The organism is Anderseniella sp. Alg231-50, from assembly GCF_900149695.1.
Taxonomy (GTDB): Bacteria; Pseudomonadota; Alphaproteobacteria; order Rhizobiales; family Aestuariivirgaceae; genus Anderseniella.
Genome location: NZ_LT703003.1, coordinates 2587979 through 2612508 on the forward strand (window position 1 = coordinate 2587979; position 24530 = coordinate 2612508).

Annotated in this window: 19 protein-coding genes; 4 read left to right on the top strand and 15 right to left on the bottom strand. The window is 57.6% G+C overall.

Annotated features, from left to right (window positions below; genetic code table 11):
• The first annotated feature begins 34 nt into the window (after nt 1-34).
• On the top strand, nt 35-1324 hold the full coding sequence (locus DHN55_RS12255; RefSeq protein WP_337660212.1) for a 2Fe-2S iron-sulfur cluster-binding protein: 1290 nt from the start codon (nt 35-37) through the stop codon (nt 1322-1324).
• Between the two features lie 125 nt (nt 1325-1449).
• Here the strand turns inward: DHN55_RS12255 and DHN55_RS12260 are convergent, their stop codons facing one another.
• The 4 genes from DHN55_RS12260 to DHN55_RS12275 all read right to left on the bottom strand — a co-directional run bounded on the left by DHN55_RS12260 (nt 1450) and on the right by DHN55_RS12275 (nt 7427).
• Nucleotides 1450-3738 carry a hypothetical protein gene (locus DHN55_RS12260; protein ID WP_108881543.1) on the bottom strand — a complete coding sequence of 763 codons (2289 nt, stop codon included), beginning with the start codon at nt 3736-3738 and terminating at the stop codon, nt 1450-1452.
• Nucleotide 3739: 1 nt separating this feature from the next.
• Nucleotides 3740-4555 carry a hypothetical protein gene (locus DHN55_RS12265; protein ID WP_108881544.1) on the bottom strand — a complete coding sequence of 272 codons (816 nt, stop codon included), beginning with the start codon at nt 4553-4555 and terminating at the stop codon, nt 3740-3742.
• A gap of 5 nt (nt 4556-4560) precedes the next feature.
• A complete protein-coding gene (locus tag DHN55_RS12270; protein ID WP_108881545.1) occupies nt 4561-6162 on the bottom strand; it encodes a 4Fe-4S dicluster domain-containing protein in 1602 nt (533 codons plus the stop codon).
• 227 nt (nt 6163-6389) lie between these two features.
• Entirely contained in the window at nt 6390-7427 is a 1038-nt protein-coding gene (locus tag DHN55_RS12275) for a multiheme c-type cytochrome (protein WP_108881546.1), read from the bottom strand.
• Nucleotides 7428-7711: 284 nt separating this feature from the next.
• On the opposite strand from DHN55_RS12275, the gene DHN55_RS12280 reads away from it, so the two are divergent.
• Nucleotides 7712-8434: a VIT1/CCC1 transporter family protein gene (locus DHN55_RS12280; protein ID WP_108881547.1), complete on the top strand. Its 723-nt coding sequence runs from the start codon at nt 7712-7714 to the stop codon at nt 8432-8434.
• Between the two features lie 96 nt (nt 8435-8530).
• Complete coding sequence (locus DHN55_RS12285) at nt 8531-9295, top strand: NYN domain-containing protein (RefSeq protein ID WP_108881853.1); 765 nt, start codon at nt 8531-8533, stop codon at nt 9293-9295.
• A gap of 161 nt (nt 9296-9456) precedes the next feature.
• Here DHN55_RS12285 and DHN55_RS12290 read toward each other — a convergent pair whose 3' ends face one another.
• The 8 genes from DHN55_RS12290 to DHN55_RS12325 all read right to left on the bottom strand — a co-directional run bounded on the left by DHN55_RS12290 (nt 9457) and on the right by DHN55_RS12325 (nt 19540).
• Complete coding sequence (locus DHN55_RS12290; protein WP_108881548.1) at nt 9457-10401, bottom strand: FAD:protein FMN transferase; 945 nt, start codon at nt 10399-10401, stop codon at nt 9457-9459.
• Complete coding sequence (locus tag DHN55_RS12295; RefSeq protein ID WP_108881549.1) at nt 10398-10949, bottom strand: nitrous oxide reductase accessory protein NosL; 552 nt, start codon at nt 10947-10949, stop codon at nt 10398-10400. Before DHN55_RS12295 ends, DHN55_RS12290 begins: the two co-directional genes overlap by 4 nt.
• On the bottom strand, nt 10946-11776 hold the full coding sequence (locus DHN55_RS12300) for an ABC transporter permease subunit (RefSeq protein ID WP_108881550.1): 831 nt from the start codon (nt 11774-11776) through the stop codon (nt 10946-10948). The genes DHN55_RS12295 and DHN55_RS12300 overlap by 4 nt, the downstream gene beginning before the upstream one ends.
• The gene (locus tag DHN55_RS12305; protein ID WP_108881551.1) at nt 11773-12684 is read right to left on the bottom strand and encodes an ATP-binding cassette domain-containing protein; all 912 of its coding nucleotides are present in this window, start codon (nt 12682-12684) and stop codon (nt 11773-11775) included. Before DHN55_RS12305 ends, DHN55_RS12300 begins: the two co-directional genes overlap by 4 nt.
• Nucleotides 12681-13949, bottom strand: coding sequence for a nitrous oxide reductase family maturation protein NosD (locus tag DHN55_RS12310; RefSeq protein WP_108881552.1), 1269 nt, complete (start codon nt 13947-13949; stop codon nt 12681-12683). The genes DHN55_RS12305 and DHN55_RS12310 overlap by 4 nt, the downstream gene beginning before the upstream one ends.
• A gap of 11 nt (nt 13950-13960) precedes the next feature.
• Entirely contained in the window at nt 13961-15880 is a 1920-nt protein-coding gene (gene nosZ / locus DHN55_RS12315; protein ID WP_108881553.1) for a TAT-dependent nitrous-oxide reductase, read from the bottom strand.
• Nucleotides 15881-15915: 35 nt separating this feature from the next.
• Nucleotides 15916-18123 (bottom strand): 4Fe-4S binding protein, encoded by a 2208-nt coding sequence (locus tag DHN55_RS12320; protein ID WP_108881554.1) that lies wholly within the window; start codon nt 18121-18123, stop codon nt 15916-15918.
• 232 nt (nt 18124-18355) lie between these two features.
• Complete coding sequence (locus tag DHN55_RS12325; RefSeq protein ID WP_108881555.1) at nt 18356-19540, bottom strand: NnrS family protein; 1185 nt, start codon at nt 19538-19540, stop codon at nt 18356-18358.
• Nucleotides 19541-19658: 118 nt separating this feature from the next.
• Here DHN55_RS12325 and DHN55_RS12330 point away from each other — a divergent pair, with 118 nt between their 5' ends.
• Complete coding sequence (locus DHN55_RS12330; protein WP_337660213.1) at nt 19659-20348, top strand: Crp/Fnr family transcriptional regulator; 690 nt, start codon at nt 19659-19661, stop codon at nt 20346-20348.
• A 60-nt stretch (nt 20349-20408) separates the two neighbouring features.
• Here the strand turns inward: DHN55_RS12330 and DHN55_RS12335 are convergent, their stop codons facing one another.
• From DHN55_RS12335 to DHN55_RS12345, 3 genes are all read right to left on the bottom strand, one after another.
• Nucleotides 20409-21650, bottom strand: coding sequence for a threonine synthase (locus DHN55_RS12335; protein ID WP_108881556.1), 1242 nt, complete (start codon nt 21648-21650; stop codon nt 20409-20411).
• Nucleotides 21651-21812: 162 nt separating this feature from the next.
• The gene (locus DHN55_RS12340; protein ID WP_108881557.1) at nt 21813-22235 is read right to left on the bottom strand and encodes a diol dehydratase small subunit; all 423 of its coding nucleotides are present in this window, start codon (nt 22233-22235) and stop codon (nt 21813-21815) included.
• Complete coding sequence (locus DHN55_RS12345; RefSeq protein WP_108881558.1) at nt 22235-24520, bottom strand: propanediol/glycerol family dehydratase large subunit; 2286 nt, start codon at nt 24518-24520, stop codon at nt 22235-22237. The genes DHN55_RS12340 and DHN55_RS12345 overlap by 1 nt, the downstream gene beginning before the upstream one ends.
• Between the last annotated feature and the right edge of the window lie 10 nt (nt 24521-24530).

The window sequence follows — 24530 nt, forward strand, 5'->3', positions numbered from 1 at the left end:
CACCAGAGGCCGATACTACGAAGAGGGAATGCAGATGGAGTTGACGGAACTCACACAACTCGCCGGTATCATGGTGGCAGGCGCCGCCTCGATGCGTGCGGCAATCAGCGTGGCATCCTTTGCCGGCCGCAGGTACCAGTACGCACGGCAGGAGAAAAAGTACATTGCGCAGTTTCGCCATGTAACAGCCCGTGTCTTTGAAGACGCTCCGGTCCAGCGGCAGAAAACGGAGCTGCTGTGGCAGGGCAAGAGAAAATTCCGCGTCGTCAACCGGGTGTACGAAAACTACAATCAGGACGTCTGCTCGTTTTACCTGGAGCCTTTTGACGGCAGATCAATACCGTCATTCCGCCCCGGCCAGTTTCTCACTTTCTCCGTACCTGTGCCTGGCCAGGCAGAACCGGAGACCCGTTGCTATTCACTGTCGGAAAGCCCTGCCGTCAGAAACTACTACCGTGTGACGGTCAAGAGAATTGGCGCTCCGCCCGACGCGCCGGAAGGCACGCCCCCGGGACAGGTTTCGGACTATTTCCACAACCATCTGCAGACAGGCTCGATCATCGATGTCTATCCGCCGTCGGGGTCATTCTGCCTCGAGGAAAACACCGAAAAACCGATTGTCCTGATCGCCGGCGGCGTTGGGATTACGCCAATCCTTTCAATGTTGAACTGGCTGGCCGCCACCCGGTCAAACCGCGAAATCTGGTTTTTCTACGGTGTCCGCAACCGCGGCGAACATGCCATGTATGAGTACCTGCAGAAATTAGCCGGCCATATGCGCAACCTGCGCATGGTCGTCGCCTACAGTGAGCCCACCAACATGTGCCGGCACAACGTCGATTTCCATCTCAGGGGCAATATCACCGAAGAGATTCTGCGGCCCGTACTGGAAGCGCGCGATTGTGATGTATATGTGTGCGGTCCAGCCCCCATGATGAGTGCTCTCGGCAGGGCTTTTCAGAACATCGGTGTCCCTGCCGAAAATGTCAGGTCCGAGTCATTCGGAGCGGCCTCGCTTGTTGTCGCAGATACAGCCGAAGTGCAAAAACCCGAACCTGAGGCCGAACAGGCCTTTCAGATCGAGTTTGCCCGATCGGGAAAGAAGGTGGAATGGTCGCCGGGCGACGGCTCGCTTCTCGAACTGGCCATGGCCAACGGCATCAAGGCGCGTTGCGGTTGCCGGCAGGGAGTTTGCGGCACTTGTGCAATTGCCCTGAAAGATGGCGAAGTGGACTATGAACGCACGCCTGAAAAAACACCGGCACCGGGCAAGTGCCTGCCGTGCGTAGCACGGCCGCAAAGCAATCTTGTGCTGGATATGTGATCCGCCGTATCTCACGGGACAACCTGCTGATCTCCATTTGTGGAACCTTCTGGAATTCACACGGCTCGAAGCTCGTGCCGGATTCCAGCAGGCACCCCGAGTAAAGATTGATCTTTGCTCTTGATCTATTTTTCCGGAATCTTTGTCTGCGTGATCGGGGTGATGATGTCGTTCACGTGGTATTTGTGGCACAGCAGGCAATCCTGGCGGACTTCCTTTTTGCCATGGCAGGACGCGCACGTTTCCTTTTTCACCGGCGCGAAGTTCGATACGAATTTTTTCGGGTCATTCGCCTTGTAGGTTTCCAGATACCCTTTGGCGCTGCTGGTTTCGTGACAGGTCAGGCAGCCCTTTTCTGCACTTACAACCCCCAGATGCGGTTGATGGTTGAATGACGTGAACAGGCTTTCGCTGGTCTCGTTCGATGACGGGGCCCACTGCATGGTCCGCGCCTGGTCCTTCGCCGCATCAACGCTATGACACTTGGTGCACTGGCCTTGCGCATCCTTTCCGGTGAGTTCCGTGAATACCCCTGCCGCCAGGTTGCTTTCGGCTTTGCTGAACCTGACTGCGGTAAAGTCGAGCCAACTCTTCATGAAGGTGTCGGCATGCCCGGTCGGCTTGTACAGGATGGAATAATCCTGACGGTACCAGCCGCCCAGTTGCGCCCAGCTTTCTGCATCGGTATCCAGTTCAAGTGGTTCGGTTTCATTGTCTTCCTCCACCACTTCCAGATCACTGTCGGCGTCTGTGTCAGCCTCCGTATCGGTTTCTGCATCTGCCGTAGAGTCTTCCGGTTCGCTGGCGTCCTGGTCGTCCGACCCGTCTGTATCATCGGCCGCCTGGTCCTCCGGTTCGTCGGCCGCATCCGGCTCGTCTGCCGTATCTTCTTCCTCGTCTTCCTCCGGCGGTTGATTGCCTTTGAGCAACCTGCCAAATGGATCGACGCGCCATCTTTCGGTCTGTTGTACGAGCACAATCGGTCCGGACGGTTTTTGTTCACCGGCCGGTTTCTCAAGCACGATATTCCGTGTTGGTCCCATTGTGGCATTCTCCGCCTGCTCAGCATTGGCTCCATCGACTGTCACAGTGCCAGACGCGTCCGACGTGGTTGTCGCAGCCGGCACATCTGCCCGTTTGCCGTCACCGCGCTGAGCAATTTCCTCGCCAAGCTTTGGCAGCCAATCTCGCAGGGCGCCGACGAGAACATCCCGCGGCATGCTGGCCGTAAGATTTATAAGCAGTTGCTGGTCGACAGGCGCCTGCTTGTCGGACCCCAGCTGCTTCAGGATATCCGAGGTTCCGGAGTTTGCGAGGCCATGGAACAGGTGTTTCACCTCCCATACCAGGTTCTCGACCTGGGAGATCTGCTCGGGGGTTGCCTGGGTCAGGTCAAGCAGGTCAAGACCATCCGTGGCCGCCAGTATCTTGCGGCCTTCCTCGGTACGCCCGATCAGCAGTTTCATGAGGGAGCTCAGTTCGGCTTCGGACTCGTCAGGCCAGTTGCCGATGTCAATTTTCTTCTCCCTGAAGGTGGCGACATCAACACCGGGCACCATGAGCATGGCGATGCCCTTCGGCCCTGTTGCCCGCTCAGCACCGACAATCTGCCCGAGATGGCAGGCCGCGCAGCTCTCCGCAAACGGCTTGACGTTCATATGTCCTTCCTGGGCGCTCACCGTATGGCAACCGGAGCATGATTCAGGCGTCGTGCCGGCGTTCTCTTTCTTGGCCTTCCATTCGGGGAAATGTTTCCCGAAATGGCCTGTATGATCGAAGTTGACGCGGGTCCTTCGCCTGAACGGATATTTATCAAAATCCGGATGGTCGGTGTTGAAGCTTTCGAACTGAACCTGGTGGCAGGTGTGACATTGCGCATCCGCCATGTCTCTCAGCTTGATGTCTCCCCCCTGGTGTTCCTTGTGGCAGGTGGCGCAGAACACACCGTCTTTGAACGTGCTGTCGACCGGAAACACGGCCTTGCGAACCCGGGATTTGACCGGCAGTGTCGTTGCTGTCGCCTGTGCCTTGATCTCGCGCACATAGGCGTCAAGCTTCGACATTTCGAGACCATGCGGATTGTGGGCAACCTCCTCCCCCATTTTGTGACAGGTCAGGCAGGAAGAGCTGTCTTTACGCGGATCCGCGGTTGCAAAGACCGCGTGCACCCAGCCGAACTGCCCCTTCGAAACATTCGAGTGGCAGTCAGAGCATTGTTCAAGCGTGCTGTGCGAGGACGTCAGCGGACCAGGCATGAACAGTTTTGTGTCCGCCGCATAACCAACCGCCAGCATCAGGACGCCTGCCGTGAAAGCCGCGAGCCACCACGACACGATCTCTCGTTTGGGGCTCGGCGTCTTCGCGGATCGACGGCTGAAGCCTCGCAGGTTTTTGAAATGCTGCAGGAGTTTCATGTCACTGAACTCCTGACGAATAAGCGTATGCAACCGCGACATGCAGAATTGACAAGACGATCAGGGAATAGGTTGCCGGTATGTGCACGAACAACCAAGAGTGCAGCAAACCCTGAACCGTGTACTGGTGGTCGAGGTCATACTTGGCCGTTACAAGTTCTCTGATTGAAGACAGTGTTTTTCTGTCCGGAGCGTTGGCCCGTCGTTCCAGGTCGGCTATCTCGCTGCTTATCCGCTCCAGGGGACGCCGCGACCCACGCAGGTGCGCTCTCAGGTTCTGCGGCCGTCTGAAATAATTCCGCAGCCGGTTGACATAGAAATCTGAAACTTCCGACGACCCTTCCGGGGTGACGGTGTCCAGAACCAGGGCATTGACTTCCCGGAACAGGTTCAGCCGCGCCGTCGGAATTTGCTCGAAGGTAATTTGCTCGCCATGCTGTTGCTGCAATTTGCCGGGGATCGAGTTGGTCAGATACAGTCCGACAAGCCCGCTGCCGACCACCAGCACGAACAGGACCCACAAGCACCATTCAAGCGTGGTTTCGGGAAATGAGAAACTGGTGTGAAACAGAAACACGGCCACGACCAAGTACCCGAGGTACACATGCATCTTCAGCCAGCTGGCTGCCCTGCCAAGCGGGCTTGCGGGAAACTTTTTTCTGACATGAAACAGCACCTGCACAAGCATCGCGGCAGACAGAATCCAGCCATCGAGAAATCTGGGATCGCGCAATGCGGTACTGTAGAAACTGATCAGCCAGTAAACAGCCACAATCGCAATCAGGGTGATCAACGTATTCCGAGCAATCCCAAACATGTTGGTTACACGCGTGGCTGCCGGTCAGACAGTATATCCATATCGCGTATGTCGATGCGCGTCAGTGCATCATGCGGACACGCCCGCTGGCATGCCGGGCCACCACTGTGCCCGGCGCATAGGTCGCATTTTGTCGCTTTCAGGTGTGTACTGCCATCCTCGTCGATCAGGATGGCGCCGTCCGGCCCCGTTACTTCCCTCATCTGGATGTTGTTGTACGGGCAGGCGCTGGAGCAGGTCGCACATCCGATGCATGTGTCGTCGTTGATAACAACCGACCCGCTGACTGCGTCGCGGTGAATGGCGCCGGTCGGGCAATCGATGAGGCAGACCGGATCAGTGCAGTGCATGCAGGCACTGGTGACCATAAGGTTGGCATGGGTACGCCCGGTTCTGACAAACCTCGGAATCCCGTCATGAGCCGCAGCACACGCCCTGACGCAGTCGTCACACCCAACGCACCTTGTAGTATCGATAACCATGGCATTGGTCGCATTGATGAAGCGATTGTCGACGACAAAATCCAGCAGCGACAGGTCAGCGTGTGAGATTTGTCCGGGTACCGGCGCCACCCCCATGCCTCGGCGCTTCAATCCGGGCAGCATGAACTTGCCGACGATATGTTCCGGTATCCGGATCAGGTCGGTATAACCGACAGAACGCAAGCCTCGCTCGGCATGCGGATGGCTGCCGAAATGAAGACCTTCTTCCAGCTCGGTAAGGCCGAAGACACTGCCGCTTTCCAGGAACCCGACCGAAAACTCCTTGTCATGGGTTTTTTCGGTGACACGCGCGAAGCCTGCGCGAATGAGAAACATGTCTTCCAGGTAGTGGCCCTGTTCGATGATCACAGGTTCCTGCTCGATCATCTGGGCACTTTTTTGCCCGGTGGCGTTTTCGCGCTGATAAACATGAGACCAGTCAAAACTGCCATGGCGTTCGAAGCTGCATTGCTGCGCAATCGCCACCAGTGTGTCAGGGTCAACGTGGGAAAACAGCCCGCTTTCTTTCAGCCCCACTTCGACACTGCGGGCGCGATACAGTTCTTCAACCCGGAAACGAAAGGCGTCTGACCAGTGCAGCAGTTCACGGGCGCCCGGCCACGTGATCTCCAGCAGCGCCGTCCTGTCGACATCGGCAACAGCTGTGTTGCTGCGCGGTGTGCGCGTCATGGCCTCGACTTCGCCGAACATTTCATAACGTCCGAGGCGAACCGTCGGAAACCGTGTCACGTTGCTTTCAGCACGCCCGAACTTTCCCTTCAGCAGCGGGCTGAGCCAGGCGTTCAGCTGCGGCATGGCCGATGACCCGGCGGCATGCTCCGGGCCAGCTTCGTCCGATACCCGGACACCACCGTTGAGCACCACGAATATCGATGTCTGATAGCTGCCTGCAGCGTAGACAATCTCACCGCGCTCGCACCATTTGATTGCGCAATCATGGGTAATGATGTCTGCAAGCGACAAATCGTCGGGAAAGTCTGCCGGGTTGATCTCTCCCAGAATCTGGGAAGACAGAATCAGATTGACCCAGTCAGCATGGATACGCTCTCGGCCAAATGCCTCATCCCAACGTTGCGGTCGTCTGACCAGATTTCCCTGCGCCAATAGCTTTGTCCCCTGCGATTGTCATGCCGGGCGACAGCACAAACTGGATGCTCCCCTTTTGGGAAACTTTTTGGTTCTTTTGCGAACTTAGTCTTTTCAACGCCCTACAACTTTCGAGTGTAGCTTTTCGTATGGTTAATTTTGGGCGCTAAGGTGCTATGGAAAGGCCATAATTTGGCGAAATTGTGCGGCTGCCCCGACCCGGCCGGAACAGCCCTGGAAACCCGTTACTCGGGAGGCTTTCCCTTGTACTTGCTTTCATTGGGAATCAACGGATCAACAGCGCCGAATGTGCTGCCGTCATACTTTGCGATCAGGGCAAGCGACGTACTCGCGATGCCCTTGGCAGCCTTCAAAAGCGCCTTCTTGTTATTGAGTTTCAGGCCGGCCGAATACCCCAGCTTGACGATCTTGTCGACTTCGCCCGCTTTCGGAACTGCCGCGGCCACTTTTTTCATTTTCTTGCGTGCAGCATCAGCACGCCGTGCCATCCTGAACGCATAAGCCTTGCTCTTGGTTGCGACCGCCACAGCGCGCAGCGCGGTTTCAAGTTCGACCGCCAGACCGGTTATATACAGAATACGCTTTCGCCCGGCGCTGGCCGTTTTGTTCGTCTTGCCTTTCGAATACCACACATTGTGGCGCACCTCGCCTTGCGACCAGGAAACCAGCTCGAACGAACTGCCCGCCGGATGTCCCCCGACATTGACCAGTTTTTCCTGGGGAACCACGTGGCAACTGTAACAATTCTTGGCCAGCTTGTAGATTGCCGCAGGCCGGATCATGCCCAGTTTTTCCGCCTTTTTCCATCTTTTTGCCTCTTCGGCCTTCGATTCCGTCTTTTCGGTTTTGCCGGAAAACTCGCTGTGCACTTTCTCCCAGTCCTTGCCTGCAGAGTGACAGGATTCACAGGAAATTCCGGCAATCGGCTTCTTTTTCTTCCTCTTGATCTTAGTGGTGAAATGGCAGGTCAGGCACAAGCTTTCCGACTTGATCCGCTTGATCTTCATCTTGTTGGCAATCTTGCGGGCTTCCTTGCTGCGCGGCATTTTCTTGAAAGTCGTGGAATGGTGCGTCTTCTTCCATATCTCGGTGGTTTCCTTGTGACACTCTGCACAGGCATTCGGCCCCACGATCTTTTTGTGGTTCAGCGGTTTCTTGACAGATTGCGACGTTGCCGATGCGATTGCAGCCAGCAGAAAAACCGCAGCCAGAACGACAATCTTCACGACATGGTACCGTGTCCGGTCATGGCATGTGTCCATGTAATGAAACCCCGAAACTTATTCCCGCCAGCGCGCCTTGTGTTTTGAGAAGATCAAAACCGCGCCCCGGACCACCGCGACCCGTTTCAGGCTATTCACGTATTATGGCGTCAAATTGACTCTCAGACGACAGAGCGATCAAACCGACGCTTGAGTCCGCGCACCCGTGTAGATTCACGAGCAGCCTTCCTCTGCGCGCCCTCTTGATGTGGATCAAGAAGCGTCGCAGTCCAGTGCCGCAGTGTTGGGAACAGGAGAAACACTCAACGCCCGGGGTCACGGTCATGCAGCTTGAACACGATCACAGCATTGAAGGTATCAGGACGAGGCTGGCCAGCGGCAACAGTCCCAACTACCTGCGCGACTGGGTCTATGGCGGTATTGACGGAGCCATCACGACATTTGCCATTGTGGCAGGCGTCCTGGGTGCCGGCCTGTCGGCCAACATCATCTTGATCCTCGGCCTTGCCAACCTGCTGGCTGACGGTTTTTCGATGGCGGCAAGCAACTACACCGGCACCAAGACGGAGGTTGATGAACTTGACCGATATCGCGAAATCGAGAAACGGCACATCCGGCAGGACCCCGAAGGTGAACGCGAAGAGGTCAGGCAGATCCTGCAGGGCAAGGGTCTTGAAGGGCCGGCACTGGACGATGCCGTCAAGGCGGTGACGTCCAGCGAGGAAACCTGGATCAACACCATGCTGGTTGACGAATACGGCCTGGCCACCAATTTGCGCTCGCCCCTGAAATCAGGCCTCGCCACCATGGCGTCATTTGTCCTGTTTGGCGCCATTCCGCTGGCGCCATTTCTGCTCGGGCTTGCCGATGCCGTCACAGTCGCACTCGCCATGACGCTGGCGGCGTTTTTCCTGATCGGCACCATCAAGAGCAGATGGTCCCTGGCAACATGGTGGCAGTCCGGCCTTGAGACACTGGCAATCGGACTGGCGGCATCCGCTCTTGCCTACGGTGTCGGATACCTGGTGAAAGATCTGGCCGCCTAGTCAGGGGACCAGCTCAAACAGCGTGCCCCGTGGTTGTGCTAGCCTCCCGCTTCCCGCAATATCCATTCAACTGGAATCTGAGCCTGAGGTGTGAAGTTGATTGAACCACAGTCCCCCCGTCTTGCTGTTCTGATAGATGCCGACAATGCGTCGGCGAGAATCGCTGACGGCCTGTTTGAGGAAATTGCCAAGATTGGGGAAGCCAGCGTCAGGCGCATTTACGGGGATTTCTCGAGCGGCCGCTCGAAAGGCTGGGCAGACCAACTGTCAAAGCACGCCATTATTCCACACCAGCAGTTTGCCTATACGACCGGCAAGAACGCGTCCGACATCACACTGGTCATAGATGCTATGGACCTGCTGCACAGCGGCAGGTTTGCCGGCTTCTGCCTGGTGTCCTCCGACAGCGATTTCACCCGCCTGGCCGCCCGGATAAGGGAACAGGGCGTTGACGTGTTCGGCTTCGGCGAACAGAAAACGCCGGAGAGTTTTCGCCAGGCATGCCGCAGGTTCATCTACACGGAAAACCTGTTGCCCGGTGCATCTGCGGGCGAAGACGAGCAGCAATCGGATACCAGATCACTGCAACCGCCAAGTGCAGCAACGCCAATCATCAGGAAGGCCATCGATCAGATCGAAACCGAGGACGGCTGGGTCCCGCTTGGTGAGGTCGGAAAGCAGCTTCCCAACCTGTCACCCGACTTCGACCCCAGAACATTCGGCTCGCGTAAGTTGAGCGATCTCATCCGCAAAACCAACGCCTTCGTGATAGACCTTCCGCAAGGTGGAGCCATGCGCATCCGTCCGGCAGCGAAAAAAGCTCGCAACACAAAGAGCAAAGGCGCCGAGAAGCAGAACTGATCATGCCATACCGGCCTCAACAGCTTGATTCAACGTTCGAGTACGCACACGCAACTCATTGAACCAAATCAACTTCACGATAAAGATGACTCGATTTCTGAACAGGCACGCGCAATGCCGGATCAGCAAAAACCGGACGAAAGACGCAGATGCCTGTGCGGTCAGATTGCCAATAAAGTTCCATCACAGCGCCTGGCATTCACGGTCACCTGAGCGACCTTTTCCATACACTCAGCCAGTTGTTGTTCATCCATCATGACGGCGGCGGTTGAAAGCCCGTCGGCTATTGCAGCCGAGCGATGGACAACACTCACCCGTCGCCATCTGGAGCCGACCGGACGCCCTGTTATCGGGCTGAGAATGTGACTGTTGGTACCATCAAATGTGGTTGCAAGCGGCGCGGATGTCGCCACACACCTGTTCTTCATTTCAACGAAGTCCGTTGGTGCCTCATCGCCGTTCACTGTCAATCCGACCCGCCATCCGGCACCGCCCGGCCTGTGACCCAGGGTGGAAATTTCACCCATATTGACAACAGCATTCTCAAGGCCTTCGGAGCGAAGCAACGCGGATATTCGGTCGGTAACAAAACCCTGGGCAATGCCGTTGAGAGTCAGTTGCATGCCGGGTCTGTCGAACTCAATTTCTCTCATGCCGTAGCGTACATGGCACCAGCCAATTTTTCCGCGAGCACTGCGGACATGCTTTGGATCGGGTCTGCCGCCGCACTCGGCAAAGGCCCGCCACAGCGGTTGCACTGTCGGGTCAAAGAGACCACCCGTTGCAGTGTGAACGGCATCTACCTGAGACAGCGTGGACAGCAGCTCCGGAGGCGGCGATTGCAGAACACCCTTTGAGTTGAGTAGGCACAACCTGCTGTCGGCGCGATACAGGCTGAAAATATCTTCCAAGCGGTCTATTTCTCCCAACGCCAGTCTGATGAGGCGCCTGGCTTCAGTTTCCGGCATGCCGGTTATGATCAGCTTTGCTTCAGCGCCCAGCGCAACACCCCGCCATGAGACGGTCTTCGCGTTGGTGGGACAGGCTGCGCCCGCCACGGCCAGGCAGGCCGAGATAGTCATGAACCGGCGGCGGGACAGCTTCATTTGACCGAGCCCGTGGTTAACTGGCCTTGCTGCTTCAGATCAACCGGACCAAGCACATAGGCATCCGGGATTTCCGCCAGGCGCACAACCTTCCCTCCGTGTTTGACGGAAAAGCCTTTTGCTGCGGCTTCGCTGCCAAACGGAATGGCTTCCGGAGCGCCCATGCCCCCTGCCCTGGCGCTGTTGATGACGAAGAAGGCCTCTTGAATATCAATCCAGGTGTCATCGCCGGGAAAATCCCATTGCTCGGATTTGCCCATATCGTTGACATAGACGACAACAGCCTCCTGGGTTTCTTCCGGCAGGCGCATGAAGGCAATTGCGTCGCGCACCTGGGAGAAAAAAATCGGAAACAACAGCCGCTCAACGTGCACCTGCGCTTTCGGCCCGGTGTGCTCCAGAATGTTCATATTGCAATAATGACCCACAGCCTCTTCGGTCATCGCAACAGGGGCCGGCACCTCCTGTTTTGCGCTTTGTTCATTGCAGGCCGACAAAAGCAACAGGCAGGCCAGACAAAGTGAGGTGCTGGCGGATCTGCTGATCATGGTTGAACCCTCCCGAGAATTGCCGTCGACAGGCCGAGCGCAATCACCATCCACACAAACGGGCTGATGATGGCCAGTTGTGGCAGGAACGGCATTGCGCTGCCACCCGCCGCAAGTCCTGTTGACGCAGTCGCAGCGTCTATTGCCGCCATATTAAATACCCGGAATGCATCGGCCGGGTTGAGCAAGAGCAAATAGGGAAACAGAACCTTGGCAAAAAACCCGTCTGGACTGGCGAGCAATCCGCCGAGCAGCGCCAGGTCGTAAAGCACCACTGCAAAAAGCCAGATGGCCACGGCCAGCGCTGCTGCAGTCCCGGTCTGGCGTACGCTGACGCTTGCCACATATCCAATGGCAATGAAGGTGGCGCCCAGCGCCAGGCTGGTAGCTATCACGCGAGCCAGGTCAACAATGCCACCCATACCGGTATTCTGTCCCGCAGCAAACACGAGCGTACCGGCAACTCCGTAGCCGAGCACAACGGCCAGGGACAACACAATGACATGGCCACAGAACTTGCCAAACAGGACCTGCCCTCGCGAAACCGGGGTGGCCAGTGTCAGCTGCAGCGTTCCGCGATCAATCTCGCCGGCAATCGCATCAAATGACAACAAGAGTGCAATCAGCGGCACCAGGTAAACCGACAGCGTGGAAAGGCTGGCTACCACGACACTCAGACCATCTGCTTTGGTGGCACCGGACGGTGCACTGCCAAGCAAGGCCAGCAGCAGCGCAAACACCAGCAGAATGATCGAGGCGAGAAGCACCCATCGGTTACGGATCCCGATACGGATTTCAGCCTGCGCGATTGTGAGAATTGCACTCATGCCTCATCGCCTCCCTCGTCACCTTCACGGGAAAAATAGCGATACACCTCATCAAGGCTCGGCGATGAGATTTCCACGTCATTCACCGCAGCCCCCAGTTTTGAAATCGCAGACAGGCGATCCATCTTGTCCGGCCGGGCGCAGTCAAATTCAACCGACTCTCCATTGATCCGCTCACCGCCGAACTGCTTGTGCACGCTTTCAACATCAGCGGAATTTGACCGCACCCGAATACGGATCGGCAGGTTTGCCGATCGTTGCAGTTCGGCCAGCGATCCGTTGGCGACCAGTTCGCCCTTGCGCAGAATCGCCACCCGGTCGGTTTTCAGCTCAAGCTCGCTCAAGCCATGCGATGACAGCAGAACAGCCGTACCCTTGCCTGCAATTTCACCAATCAGGCTATAGAACCGTTGCCGCGAGATGGGATCCAGCCCGGACGTCGGCTCGTCGAGCAACATTAGTTTGGGGTTGCCGACAATCGCCTGCGCCAGACCCAGCCGCTGCCGCATGCCCTTTGAGTACCCGTCACACGGCCTGTCAGCAGCGTCGGCAAGGTCGACTTTTTCGAGAGCGCTCTCAACCTGTCCTGCATCGGCAGATTTGAGCTTTGCATAGAAAGTCACAATTTCGCGGCCGGTCAGCATCTTCGGAAACGCTACGCTTTCAGGCAGATAGGACACATCGCGTCTGGCCAGCCGGCTCCCCGGCGCCTGCCCGTTGATGGAGACACGGCCGCCATGCGTACGCAGGAATCCCAGAATGACCCGGAATAATGTGGTTTTGCCGGCACCGTTATGGCCAAGCAGTGCTACCTTTTCGCCGGAAGCAACATCCAGTGACACACCTTTCAGTGCTTCAACCTCCCTGAAGCGCCGTGAGACATCGAGTGTATGCAAGACCATGCTCATTGCTCTTGTACCTCCGCAGTAAAGTTCGCCTCCGGCGCGAGCGTCGGTGTCATCAGCGGCCTGTCGTCCACCACGCCGCCCGGCAACAGGGCAGGAAACTCCTTCTGCGCCCAGCGGATGAGTTGCACTGCCGGACTGCCCAGCAGCAGCTTCGCTGACGGTTGTGTCCACAAGATCTGGTCCATGGTGTCATTGGGCCGAAAGGCCTGGTCGGCAACACCGTCGCCGTTCACATCATAGGCGCTGTGATCACTCCAGTAATTGCCCGACCAGATATGGTCCTTTGACCCGACAAATTTCACCTGCCTCTGATTGCCGACAAACGAGTTGCCGACAATCTTGTTGCGTTCCGAACCGGCGGTAAAATGGATGCCGATCGGGCATCCTTCAAAATGATTGTCGCGCATCACGTTCTTGTTGGCGTTGTACATGAAGAGGCACTTTTTGCCTCCGTCACGGACAACATTTCCTTCCAGAACCGCGCTGTTGGCGTAGTTCAGCATGATGCCGTGGTCGCGATCACCGATGGACGTGTTGTTGCTGATCTTGATGCGGCTGGTGAACATGATCGCATAGCCAAGGTGATTGCCTATCGACACATTGCCCGAGACCTCGCTGTCATCGGCATACATGTAGTGAACCGCAAACCGTAAGCTTTCAAACCTGTTGTTCCTGAACGAGTTTTTCTTGCTGGAATTGACAAAGATCCCGTCGCGGCCATAACGCACCTTGTTGTCGCGAACCTGCGCGCCGGGAGCATTCCAGACATAGACACCATTACCGCGCCGGTTCATCAGTCGGTCCCGGCGGCCAATGATGGTATTGCCTGCAACCAGTGCGTTGCGTGCACCGTGAATGTCCACGCCATAAAGGTTGCCCTCGATCAGGTTGTCACGAACGACTGCATTGGTGGCCTTCTTTGTCAGTTGCACACCGCTGTCAATCGTCTGGTGGTCGGAACCTGAACCGGTCAGCCTCAAACCGGACACAACGACATCCGGCGCATCGATCCTGATAACCGACCCCTGCCCCGGACCCCGGACGTGAACCTGTCCGTCGCCTAAAATCTCAAGTGGCTTGGTGATGAACACACCGCCGGCATACCTGCCTGCCGCCAGCATCAGCCGGTCCCCAGGCCGGGCAGATTGGATGGCCCGCACCAGTGCATCCTCGCCGGGCACCACTTTGATATCGGCAGCCGGTGCCGATGTCGCAAGCAATACCGGCAGCAACACACCTTGTACGGTTCGGACCATCCGGTTCATGTCACGCTGTCCTATGACGCACGCGGTTCAACGAACATGCGGCCGCGCATTTCCATGTGCAGCGCATGGCAGAACCACTGGCAATAGAACCAGTGCACGCCGGGCCGGTCTGCGGTGAAGGTGATCGACGCCGTCGCCTGTGGCGCAACCTCCATCGCGACACCGTAGTTGGAGATGCAGAAACCGTGGGTGACATCATCGATATCATCCAGGTTGGTCACGTAGACGGTTACTTCATCGCCCTGTTTGACCGTGAACTTCTCCAGTCCGAACTGCGGTGCGATCGACGTCATGTAGACGCGGACCTTGTTGCCGTCGCGAATGACGGTGTCGTCACTCTCGATATCCACACCGTCGGCTTTTGCCTGTTTGACGGCATCGGCAAAGATCGGATCATCGCGCTTCCACACATTGACCGGCTTCACGATATCTGATCGCACGATGATACTGTCATGCGGCTCCGCAAACGTCGGGCCATCGTGGACAACCTTCATTTCATCGCTGGAAATATCGATCAGCTGCTCGTTTTCAGGCTTCAGGGGACCGACATTGATGAACCGGTCCTTTGAGAACTTGTTCATCGAGATCAGCCATTCACCGTCGGCCTCGGCAGTCTCGCCCATCGATGTTGAGTTGTGACCAGGCTGATAATGCACATCGACCTTGGAGATGATCGGGTCGACCTTCTCTCCCGCGAACGCCTTGATCGCCTTGTCCATGTTCCACTTCACCACCTGACTGTCCAGGAACAGCGTTGTAAAACAGTTGCCCTTGCCATCAAACGCCGTGTGAAGCGGTCCGAGGCCGAGTTCCGGCTCACCGACGATGCAGGACCGTGGGTCAGCATTGTCTGCAAACAACGCATCCACTTTTTCCACGTCGATAATGGAGACCGTGGGAGACAGTTTGCCATTGATGACAATGTGCTTCTTGTCCGGCGCGGCATTGACACCGTGCGGGCTGTTCGGGATCGGGATGTAACGCGTGTAGTTCTTGTTCTCGCCCTTCAACCCGTTGATAACCGGCACGCCGTTCAGCATCTCGACATCACCGGCCTTCACGCCGTCTTCGATGGCCTTGATGTTGAAGACCACAACATGGTCGAGCTCGCTTTCAGTCATCTCGGCAAGGTTCATGCCCATTTCCGAGTTGTAGCTCGTCGAGAAAGCATACTTGCCCTGGTAGTCGCAGTCGGTGTTGTCGAGGTTGCCGCTGACCTTGACCTGCCATGCGACCTTCATTTCATCGCCATCGATGGCTGAGAAAATGTTCACGTATTTCGACGGGTCATCAAGGATTTCGCCATCATTGACCAATGGCGCCTCGTGCTCGCCGTTCGCAAACACATAACCGGTACGCGGAAATTTCTGCGGGCGCATGCCGTGAATGTCATGCGCGTTGGGGATCTCGATGATCTTGTCGCACTTCATCACGTCACAGCGGATGCGGGCAACCCGGGTATTCGCCTTGTCATTGGCAAAAATATAGCGCCCGTCATAGGTGCCCTCGGTGAAGGACATATGCGGATGGTGAAGGTCCCCGTTGTCGTAGGTCTTCATGCCCTTGGCCGCCAGAAAGTTCTTGGTCTTTTCTGTCAGGCCTTCGGTGAGCACTTTCAGGCTCTCATTGGTCTGGCCCCAACCGGTTGCGGAGCAGCGGTTGAACACTGGAATGCGCATCAGTTCGCGCATCGACGGAAAGCCCAGAATGCGGACCTCACCGGTTTGTCCCGAGGACCAGAAGCCGTAATAGGGGTCAAGCTCACCCGGCGCGAGACTGGCCTTTGCAGAACCGGCCGCGCGGGCCTTTGTGATTCCATTGGAGAACAGGCCCGTTGCGGCACCGGTCCCCGCAACAACGGCACCCGCGGCACTTGCGGTCATCACGGCACGGCGCGAGAACCCCTTCTTTCTGGTTTCTTCAGCTGACATATCGCTAACTCCTTTCACGTTGATGGAAGCAGAATTCATTCTGCCGGCACTTGGACATTTCCCGTTTGCTCGTCCGTCGGTAGAATTGGTTTGACCTGCTTGGGCCTGGGCGCGCCGCCACGGGCGCGCGACGCCGCCTTCTTGATGCATACCGGGCACTTGGACGTGCTCTGGTAGAGCACCTGGCAATGCAGGCACTGATGACACTCGTTCGGATTGATGTGGCCTTCCGGATGAATGGCCTGGACCATGCACTCATTGGCGCAACGCAGGCACGGATCACCGCATTGCCTGTAGCGCTTGAGCCAGTCGAACATCCGCATGCGCGCGGGGATCGCGAGGGCAGCGCCCAGCGGACAGAGATAGCGGCAGTAAAACCGTTCCACGAACAATCCGGCCGCGAGCAAGGCGACCACAAACAGCACATAGGGCCACGTGCGATCGAATTTCAAAATGATCGCGGTCTTGAACGGCTCGACCTCGGCATAGCGTTCCGCGAGCTCAAGCGAGTACAGGGACAGACCGAAAAGGCCCAGGAAAATCATATACTTGATAGGCCAAAGACGCTCATGCACGCTCCATGGCACCTGGAACTGCGGCACCTTGCAGAACCGCGCGATCTTGTTGGTCAGTTCCTGCAGGGCACCAAACGGGCACAACCAACCGCAGAACACCCCGCGCCCCCAGAACAGCAGTGAGGCGGCAACCGAAAACCACAGGATGAAGATCAGCGGGTCCATCAGGAAGGCGGACCAGGAGAAATTCTTCGTTACCGCTGAGAAGAAGGCCAGAATGTTGACGACCGACAGTTGCGCATTGGCGTACCAGCCCAGCACGAACAGGGTGAAGGCCAGAAACACGATCCGGAACCAGTAGGTGAAGCGCTCATGCCTGGTCACCTGCATCTGGAAGAAAAACACCCCCGTCAGCACTACAATGGCAGCGACCAGCAATCCAACCTCGACACGCTTCTGGCCCCAGATGCGTTGCCACAAATGGCTCAGTTCATCCGGATCGGAGGCAGCCAGATCGCCGGAAATTTGAACTGCTGCGGTCGGCCCGGTCGCTGCAGCGACCAGTCCAGCATGGCGATCCGGAATACGATAGCCGAGATCAAAGGTGATGAATGACTTGTCGATGGCGCCGACCGCCCGCTGCACCAGCAATTGCAGGCGGAAAGGTTCGGCCGGGTTGAAACCCATGTCGGCGGGAACCTTGAACAGGTCAAGTTCGGTGAACGAAGGCGCATCAGCTGGTACCAACCGCCCCAGGCGCCGGTGCTGCTTGTCAAAGAATCTCGCAGATGAGTCACCCTGAATAAGCTGGATGCGATCGAAAATGCCGCCGCGCACATAACCCGACCCCTTGAAAGAGTACTTGCCGCGCCCGAGCACCAGTATGGCCTCTTCACCCTCGTCCAGCCATTCAGTCAGGTTTTCAAATTCATCATCACCCAACAGGGTACGGCCGATTTCGGGTGCGCTGACGAGGGCCATCTGCATGTCAATAAACGTGTCTTCAGGGTCGCCTTTTTCCGGCCGCTGTGTCGCGCGCGCATCACCGCTGTCGATGAAGGCCTGGTTGACCTGACCCACATCCAGGCGCAACGACCGTACGGATCCGTCACCTGCCAGGGTCTGCCAGTTTGATATCGGTATGTCATCGCCCGCAGGCCGCAGCAGCTTCTTCTCCGGACCCTGGTTCGGCAATTCGGCTTTCAATCCGCCAAGGCCAAGCGACCGGGCAACCTTTAATCCGGCCCTGACAATCGAGTCATCGATGACCATGATGGTTACGGTCGCGCCGGAAACGATGTCCAGATCATGTGCAGACCCGCCTGCTTCGGCTTCCCTGATCAGGTCAAGCCCGGCATATTTTTCCGTCACTGCCCGGATTTTGGATTCAGGAATACCGATCAGCACAATCGGCTCAGAGTGCTTGACGAGCTTCACGCCTGTCACTTTGGCATTGTCATCAACACCCATCACCACATGGATCGGCTTGCCGGAGTAACCGGTTGTCGTGACGAAGTCCGAGGTCAGAAAGACATGGCCAACCGGCTTGCCGCTCTTTAGAGCCGGGACGACAGGAATGTCTGAACGCAACTCGCCAAAGCTGTCGGCGCCCGGCACCAGCACCGAGACATCAACGTCATCCAGAAATTTAGCAACAAGAGGCTCACTGTGACCGGTGTGAACACCAATCATTACCCAGGTGACCATGACCAGTATTGCTGTGAGCATGTTGCGATCGCATTGCCTGTTCAATCGCATGCCAACCCGTCTTCTTTCATTTGCACCGCCAATTTAGCGGTCAGGCAAAATTCAACGTTGCGCTACCGCAAACAGGCAGGCTTTTACAGCCAACTCAAAACTGGGAATAAGTCGTTGTTCTAAGGATAAAATTTTGGTTTTCAGAGAAACCGGATCAAGGCAGTTGCGTGTAATTCCGGACACTGCCGACGGGTGGCGGGCCCTAAGCCGTGCGGCTCTGCGGAAGCAGCAAGGCGCGAGAAAACAAGACCCCGAAACCAATAAAGGCAACCATCCAGAAAAGTCCAGCGGCATGGATCAACATGTCCTGGGGACCAATGTCCAGCCCGGCGAGAATTCGCGCTGCTGCTGCACCATTCACCGCCAGAAACAACAATTTGGCCGCTCCGCCGGCATGCAGCGGCCGCTCGGTATGACCGAGGCTCGCACGCGCCATCACGGATAATGTCATGCCGCCAACGGCGCCCACACCAAGGGCGTGTATGCCGGCTGCCTGCGGAATGGCATCGCCGAGCCAAACCGCGGCGGCAATCAGCGCGAAGCCAAGCGGTACATAGAAGTAACTCACGTGCAGTATGAACACGAGGCTGTCCCTGAGCGTCCGGTCACCGGCCCAACGTGCCAGTCTTGCAAAATGTGCCGCGCTTGCGATCACCATTCCGCCCCCGGTTGCCCTTGCCTCCGGCGCAATCACCCAGCTTGTCATGGCGACAAACCCGATCAGGATCGCAACCGCGTCAAACCGTGAAAACGGCACTGGCAGCCGCCCCGGATTTTCCCGGTTCAGCCAATTGCGGGTAAAGCTCGGGATGACCCGTCCGCCAATAATCATGATCAATAGGATCACCGCGCTCGCCGCCGCCCTGCGGCTGTAGTCACTGGCCCCGTCAAACTGCACCTCCATGTGAAAACCAATATTGGCGCCGATCAGGAGAATGACGGGCATCAGTACCTTCAGGTTGCGCCAGTTCTTCCCTGCAGTGATTTCATTCGCGATAACCGCTGCGACCAGAGCCAGGAAACTGACATCGATCATCATCACGACTCGCCAGTCCAGCAGGTTCGAGAAACTCACTGCCAGTCTGCCGGCAATCCAGACCAGCAGGAGCAGCAGCAGAGGCATTCCGCGAACGGGCATTCGTCCGGTCCAGTTTGGAACCGCAGTGAACAGGAAACCCGTGATGATTGCGGGCAGGAACCCGAAATACAGTTCGTGGACATGCCAGTCGACCGGTGCGAACCGGCTGGCAAGTTCAAGTTCATCATAGAACTGCGGCAACCAAAGCAGAATGGTTAGACCGGCATACAGCGAACCAAAAAAGAAGAACGGGCGAAACCCGCCGCTCAGAAAGGCGGCCCCTTGATAGCTGCGTCGCGCTGATGACATGTTTCCTCACTGCAATTGTTGCGGATGCAGGCGCACTACGATTAAGTGTTCGCGGGGAGAGTTTACTGCCATGCCAACAGGCCTGGTTTGCGCGCCGACAAACAAAAAGAACATCGACATGCTGGATAAATCTCTTATTGCCGATCTTCCACCGTTCGCCGGGATGGACAATGACAGCCTGGAGAAGCTCATCTCTGCGGCGCAGGCGCAGCGCTATTCAAAGAACACACATATCTTCACGCAGGGAGCAGACGCTGAACATTTCTACCTTCTGCTTGATGGGTATTTGCGGGTCGTCAAGGTCACGGCGCATGGCGAGCAGGTGATCGCACGCTACATCTCAACCGGCGAACTGTTCGGCATTGCCGTGGCCATCAGCCAGGACACCTATCCGGCCAACGCAATTGCCGCTGTCGACTGTGTCGCCCTGGTTTGGCCCAACAGCGTCTGGCAGCCGACAATCAATGAAAACCCGTCATTCTCGACCAACACCTACCGGACAATCGGTGACCGTCTACAGGAGACGCAGGAGCGACTGGTTGAACTTTCGACGGAACGCGTTGAGCAACGTGTCGCCAGTGCCCTGCTGAAGCTTGTCAGGCAAACCGGCAGGAAAACCGACGACGGGGTATTGATCGATTTCCCGATCTCCCGCCAGGACCTGTCGGAAATGACGGGCACGACACTTCACACGGTGTCGCGCCTTTTGAGTTCCTGGGAAATCGAAGGTCTCATAAAAAGCGGCCGGCAACGTATTACGGTCGTCGAAGATCACAAGGTGATGCGGATCGCCCACGGGCAGAAATAGGCGACGCAACACTGCTCCGTCACCTGACCGGATTGGCCTGCCGACAGCAATACTGTCAGGTCACTTCTGGCCGAATTGGCCGTAGTCCACCGCTTCGTCCTTGTTGAGGTGATTGTCGACGGGCGCCATGGGATACTTAAGGCCGGTAGCACAGTTGAACAGCACAGCGGTATCGTCCGCCGAGATCTTGCCTTCAGCCAAGGCCCGTTTGTAGGCCGCCGCCGTCGCTGCACCTTCCGGACACAGCAACAGGCCTTCTTCTCTTGCTATGGCATCTCGCGTCGCCATGATCTCGTCGTCAGGCAGCGCCATGGCGAATCCACCGGACTCATTGACACCGCGAATGATCAGGAAATCTCCAACCGCGACAGGCACCCGGATGCCGGCAGCCACCGTATGGGCGTCCTGCCACAACGGCGCATGCTCATCGCCGTTTTCCCAGGCCCGCACAATCGGTGCGCACCCTTCTGCCTGCACCGCCACCATGCGCGGCAGCGGCCCGTCGATCCAGCCCAGTTCCCTGAGTTCGTGAAACGCCTTCCACATCCCGATCAGGCCGGTGCCGCCGCCGGTCGGGTAGAAGATCACGTCCGGAAGTTTCCAGCCGAACTGTTCGGCCAGTTCCAGGCCCATGGTTTTCTTGCCCTCGATCCGATAGGGCTCTTTCAGTGTGGAGACGTCGTACCAGCCGACCGGCCTCTTGCCTTCACCGACAATCTTGCCGCAATCATTGATCAGCCCGTTGACCATGTAGGTTTCAGCGCCCTGCTGCTGAATTTCGCGGATGTTTATGTCAGGCGTGTCCGCCGGACAGAACACGGTGGCCCGCTGCCCGGCGCGCCGCGCATAGGCGGCCATGGCAGCGCCGGCATTGCCGTTGGTCGGGATCGCCAGGTGCTCAACGCCGAGTTCCTTCGCCATGGATACCGCCAGGCACAGGCCGCGAGCCTTGAATGATCCGGTCGGCAACCGGCCTTCATCCTTGACGATGACCTTGCCGGGCCTGGCGCCGAGCCCGCCGGCAGACTGTTCCAGTCCGATCAGCGGTGTGACCACTTCACCGAGTGAGACCCTGTTTTCCGCCCTGGCAACCGGCAGCATCGGGGCATAGCGCCAGAAACCCGCTTCACTCGACGTCTCGATATCAGCCCTGGCAACAGCCTTGCCCATTGCTTCCAGGTCATAACGTACCAGAAGCGGCCGGCCCGCCTCCGACAGTCCGTGCACTTCACCGGACTTGTAGGTTTTGCCGGTCAGCGAGCATTCAAGATGGCTGACGAATGTTTGAGCGTTTTGATCCATGGGAGAGCAACTGGTCCTGTGTGAGGTGAAATGGAAGCACCGCAGCGCAACGATGGCCCAGCATTAGGATGAATTGTTCACCAATGATACGACCAACGGCAGAATATTTGAGGCCAGTCTGTGTTCCCCCACCCACGGCATGATTAGGATCACGCCCGTACCCTAAAATCGTTTGCTGAACAGTCCGCGGCGCTCGTAGACTTCCGCTGCCTCTTCCAGCATGGATGCAAGCAGCGGTGCGTCGAATTCCGATCGCAACTCTTCCGCCTTTCTCAGCAACGGGTCTTTTGAACCTGCACGGCCCGGGCGCAACAATTCGTACACTTCCAGGATCTGCGCGTTGCTGAGGCGCGTCATCTCCGCGGCTCGCTCGAAGTTTGATGCCAGCATCGTGCGCCCGGCAGCGCCGGCAATGGTGGCTTGCGCGCGAAGCGACTGTGGAGTGATGCGCAGATCCTCCATGGTGACCTGTCCGGACAAAACCGCGTCCATGGTGATCTGCCCAAGCTTCAGCCCGCGGGCACCCGCAACCTCTTCCGGATGCGTCTCGGCCAGCGGATAACCTGTCTTGTCAGAGGATTTCATCAGCCTTGTCCTCCCAGAAACCGGACTTCAACGTCTTCCGGCTCCGCATTGTTCTCGCTCATGTCAGTCTCGATTGCGTAGATCAGGGCCACCCGGGCATGAAACCTTGCCCCCAGGGCCTCGCCCCTGGTCTTCACGATCACCGGCACCGGATCCTCCTGGCGTGCATAGACCACCGCATTGCGCCCGAACTGCTCATAGTGATCGAGCCCCGTGATGGGCGCATTGGAAAACAGTTCCAGGTTGTTGTGTGGCAAGCGGTCCTTTTGGTGAATGACGGCCGTCCCTTTTGCCTGCAGGCCAATGCCGACACCCGATCCTGACAGGCGCGCGGCACTCAGGCCCAGAAATGACGTATCAGCAGTGTGGCGCAACCTTACGATCCGCATCGTCCCGCCTTCGGCCCGTATGCCTTTCGCGATGCATTCCAGGACACTGCTCAACGGATGCCCGGCCAGTGTCCGGAACAGTTTGACACCAAATCCCGGGCTGATGCCGACAACGATTTCCCTTGGGTCTGTTCCCGGCGCGGCCGCTCCCATGGTGCGATAGACGATCCGGCGGTTCTCGCCTTTCCCTGCCGCCGCTTCCAGACGCAGAACCTCTTTTTGGCCCAACTCGTCCCGGATGTGGGCAATTTCCTCGCGCCGGGCTTCGGTGAGCCTGTATCCGGTGCCGGGCCCCTGATAATCATTCGGGTCATTGACGGCGCTGATGACCTTGCCGTCCCGCACCACCGCAGAGGTTTGCAGATAATCACCCGACAACCGCAACCTGATCAGGAACAGGAGATTGTCAGCCTCCTCTGTAAAACCGCCATTGTGCAGGGAACGCACCACATCCAGCATATTGATGCCGCGCTCCGCGATCTTCTGACTGATGCGGGCAACTTCGTCGGCCGGAAATGTGTCGGTTTCATTTGATCCGGACGCGGCAGCCACGGATTGTTGCATCGCCGGCGTCGGTTGCGCCAGGTCAAGGTCCGCCAGAACGTGGGAAAGCGCCGCAAGCGCACGCTGACGCAGTGCGAGGGCTTCGCTTTCACCCACCGAGGTCAGTCCGCCATCTGCTTCAAGGTCGCGTTGCAGCACGAGGAATTCTTCCAGCTCTTCACCATTGAACGATGACGGGTTGAACGAGTTGTCGTACTTGAGAATGGTGCCGAAGCCGGAACAAATCAGGTCGGACCCGCCTGTCAGGTAAGGCACGATCTTGGCTCCCACCCGCATTTCAGACTCAGAATGACGGGCGTCGTTACCTGAGGCGCACTCGAGATCGAGCCACACGGCTATCAGGTTTTCGGCAAGGATCTCGCGCACACCGCCCGGGATGGATGACGCCAGTGGTGCGCCGTCGATCCCGCCGTTTTGAGTTCCCTGTGCACCCATCGCCCGTTGCAGACACAGACAACGCGCCTCCAGGTAGAGCAGTGACTTGGCCTCATGAAACCCCATCAGCAGTTCTGCCGCTGCCCCTGACGTGCACCGCATCTTGATGCCGCGCGACGCATAGGCAGCCGTCAGCCACATTTTGGACCAGGGCGTATCGTCCCCGTCCACAAATGCGCTTTCAGTGCCATAGACCGACACGGTTTCGGCGTAGGAGGTAAAACCCGCCATGCCGATCTCAAGCTCTTCCGCCTCCTCGCTGGAACACTGAAACAGCGTGCCGGCGCGGCCAACAGCCGATCCCACGCAACAAGCCAGTGCATTTGACCAGGAGTTGCGCGCCACTCTCATGGTGGTTTCAATCTCGTCGAAGCCCAGCGCCACGGCAAAGGCGGCATCTGCGGCCAATTGCAGGGGATCATCCTTGGCATTGGTCACATGAGCCTGGTTGCCGGGCGTCTGCCGGGCGCGCATCTTGGAATAGGCAAACCCGAGTTCCATGGCGTTCAACTGAGCCACGGTTTCAGCAAGCCGTGCTGGTGTCAGCCCTTGCGCCAGTCGCGTCAGGTCAGTTCTGGGAACATTTATGTCAACCAGCATGCGGGCCAGATCTGTCGATGGAATCGCCATGGCCTCCGGGACAAGTTCCGGATCGAGGTGATGGCTGGCAATGAACGCATCGATCATGTCGAAATCGTCCATCGGAACGCCATCCATTTCGACGATACGGCCGTCTTTCAACACTGCACCGGGGACAGGATCCGCGGCACCCGCAAACGCGGCAAAACCGTTTTCAGGATCGTCGCAGGCAAACAGGTCCGAGCGCAGGGGCCGGCTGTCCCAATCATCAAACCGCCGCCAGCGATTTGCATTCATCGGGGCTTCATCACTGGTCATGACTGTCTCT

Excerpts from the sequence above, each read along its gene's own strand:
- DHN55_RS12255 (WP_337660212.1), top strand. The coding sequence starts at position 35 with ATGGAGTTGACGGAACTCACACAACTCGCCGGTATCATGGTGGCAGGC.
- DHN55_RS12260 (WP_108881543.1), bottom strand. The coding sequence starts at position 3,738 with ATGAAACTCCTGCAGCATTTCAAAAACCTGCGAGGCTTCAGCCGTCGA.
- DHN55_RS12265 (WP_108881544.1), bottom strand. The coding sequence starts at position 4,555 with ATGTTTGGGATTGCTCGGAATACGTTGATCACCCTGATTGCGATTGTG.
- DHN55_RS12275 (WP_108881546.1), bottom strand. The coding sequence starts at position 7,427 with ATGGACACATGCCATGACCGGACACGGTACCATGTCGTGAAGATTGTC.
- DHN55_RS12280 (WP_108881547.1), top strand. The coding sequence starts at position 7,712 with ATGCAGCTTGAACACGATCACAGCATTGAAGGTATCAGGACGAGGCTG.
- DHN55_RS12290 (WP_108881548.1), bottom strand. The coding sequence starts at position 10,401 with ATGAAGCTGTCCCGCCGCCGGTTCATGACTATCTCGGCCTGCCTGGCC.
- DHN55_RS12295 (WP_108881549.1), bottom strand. The coding sequence starts at position 10,949 with ATGATCAGCAGATCCGCCAGCACCTCACTTTGTCTGGCCTGCCTGTTG.
- DHN55_RS12300 (WP_108881550.1), bottom strand. The coding sequence starts at position 11,776 with ATGAGTGCAATTCTCACAATCGCGCAGGCTGAAATCCGTATCGGGATC.
- DHN55_RS12305 (WP_108881551.1), bottom strand. The coding sequence starts at position 12,684 with ATGAGCATGGTCTTGCATACACTCGATGTCTCACGGCGCTTCAGGGAG.
- DHN55_RS12310 (WP_108881552.1), bottom strand. The coding sequence starts at position 13,949 with ATGAACCGGATGGTCCGAACCGTACAAGGTGTGTTGCTGCCGGTATTG.
- nosZ (WP_108881553.1), bottom strand. The coding sequence starts at position 15,880 with ATGTCAGCTGAAGAAACCAGAAAGAAGGGGTTCTCGCGCCGTGCCGTG.
- DHN55_RS12320 (WP_108881554.1), bottom strand. The coding sequence starts at position 18,123 with ATGCTCACAGCAATACTGGTCATGGTCACCTGGGTAATGATTGGTGTT.
- DHN55_RS12325 (WP_108881555.1), bottom strand. The coding sequence starts at position 19,540 with ATGTCATCAGCGCGACGCAGCTATCAAGGGGCCGCCTTTCTGAGCGGC.
- DHN55_RS12330 (WP_337660213.1), top strand. The coding sequence starts at position 19,659 with ATGCTGGATAAATCTCTTATTGCCGATCTTCCACCGTTCGCCGGGATG.
- DHN55_RS12335 (WP_108881556.1), bottom strand. The coding sequence starts at position 21,650 with ATGGATCAAAACGCTCAAACATTCGTCAGCCATCTTGAATGCTCGCTG.
- DHN55_RS12340 (WP_108881557.1), bottom strand. The coding sequence starts at position 22,235 with ATGAAATCCTCTGACAAGACAGGTTATCCGCTGGCCGAGACGCATCCG.
- DHN55_RS12345 (WP_108881558.1), bottom strand. The coding sequence starts at position 24,520 with ATGACCAGTGATGAAGCCCCGATGAATGCAAATCGCTGGCGGCGGTTT.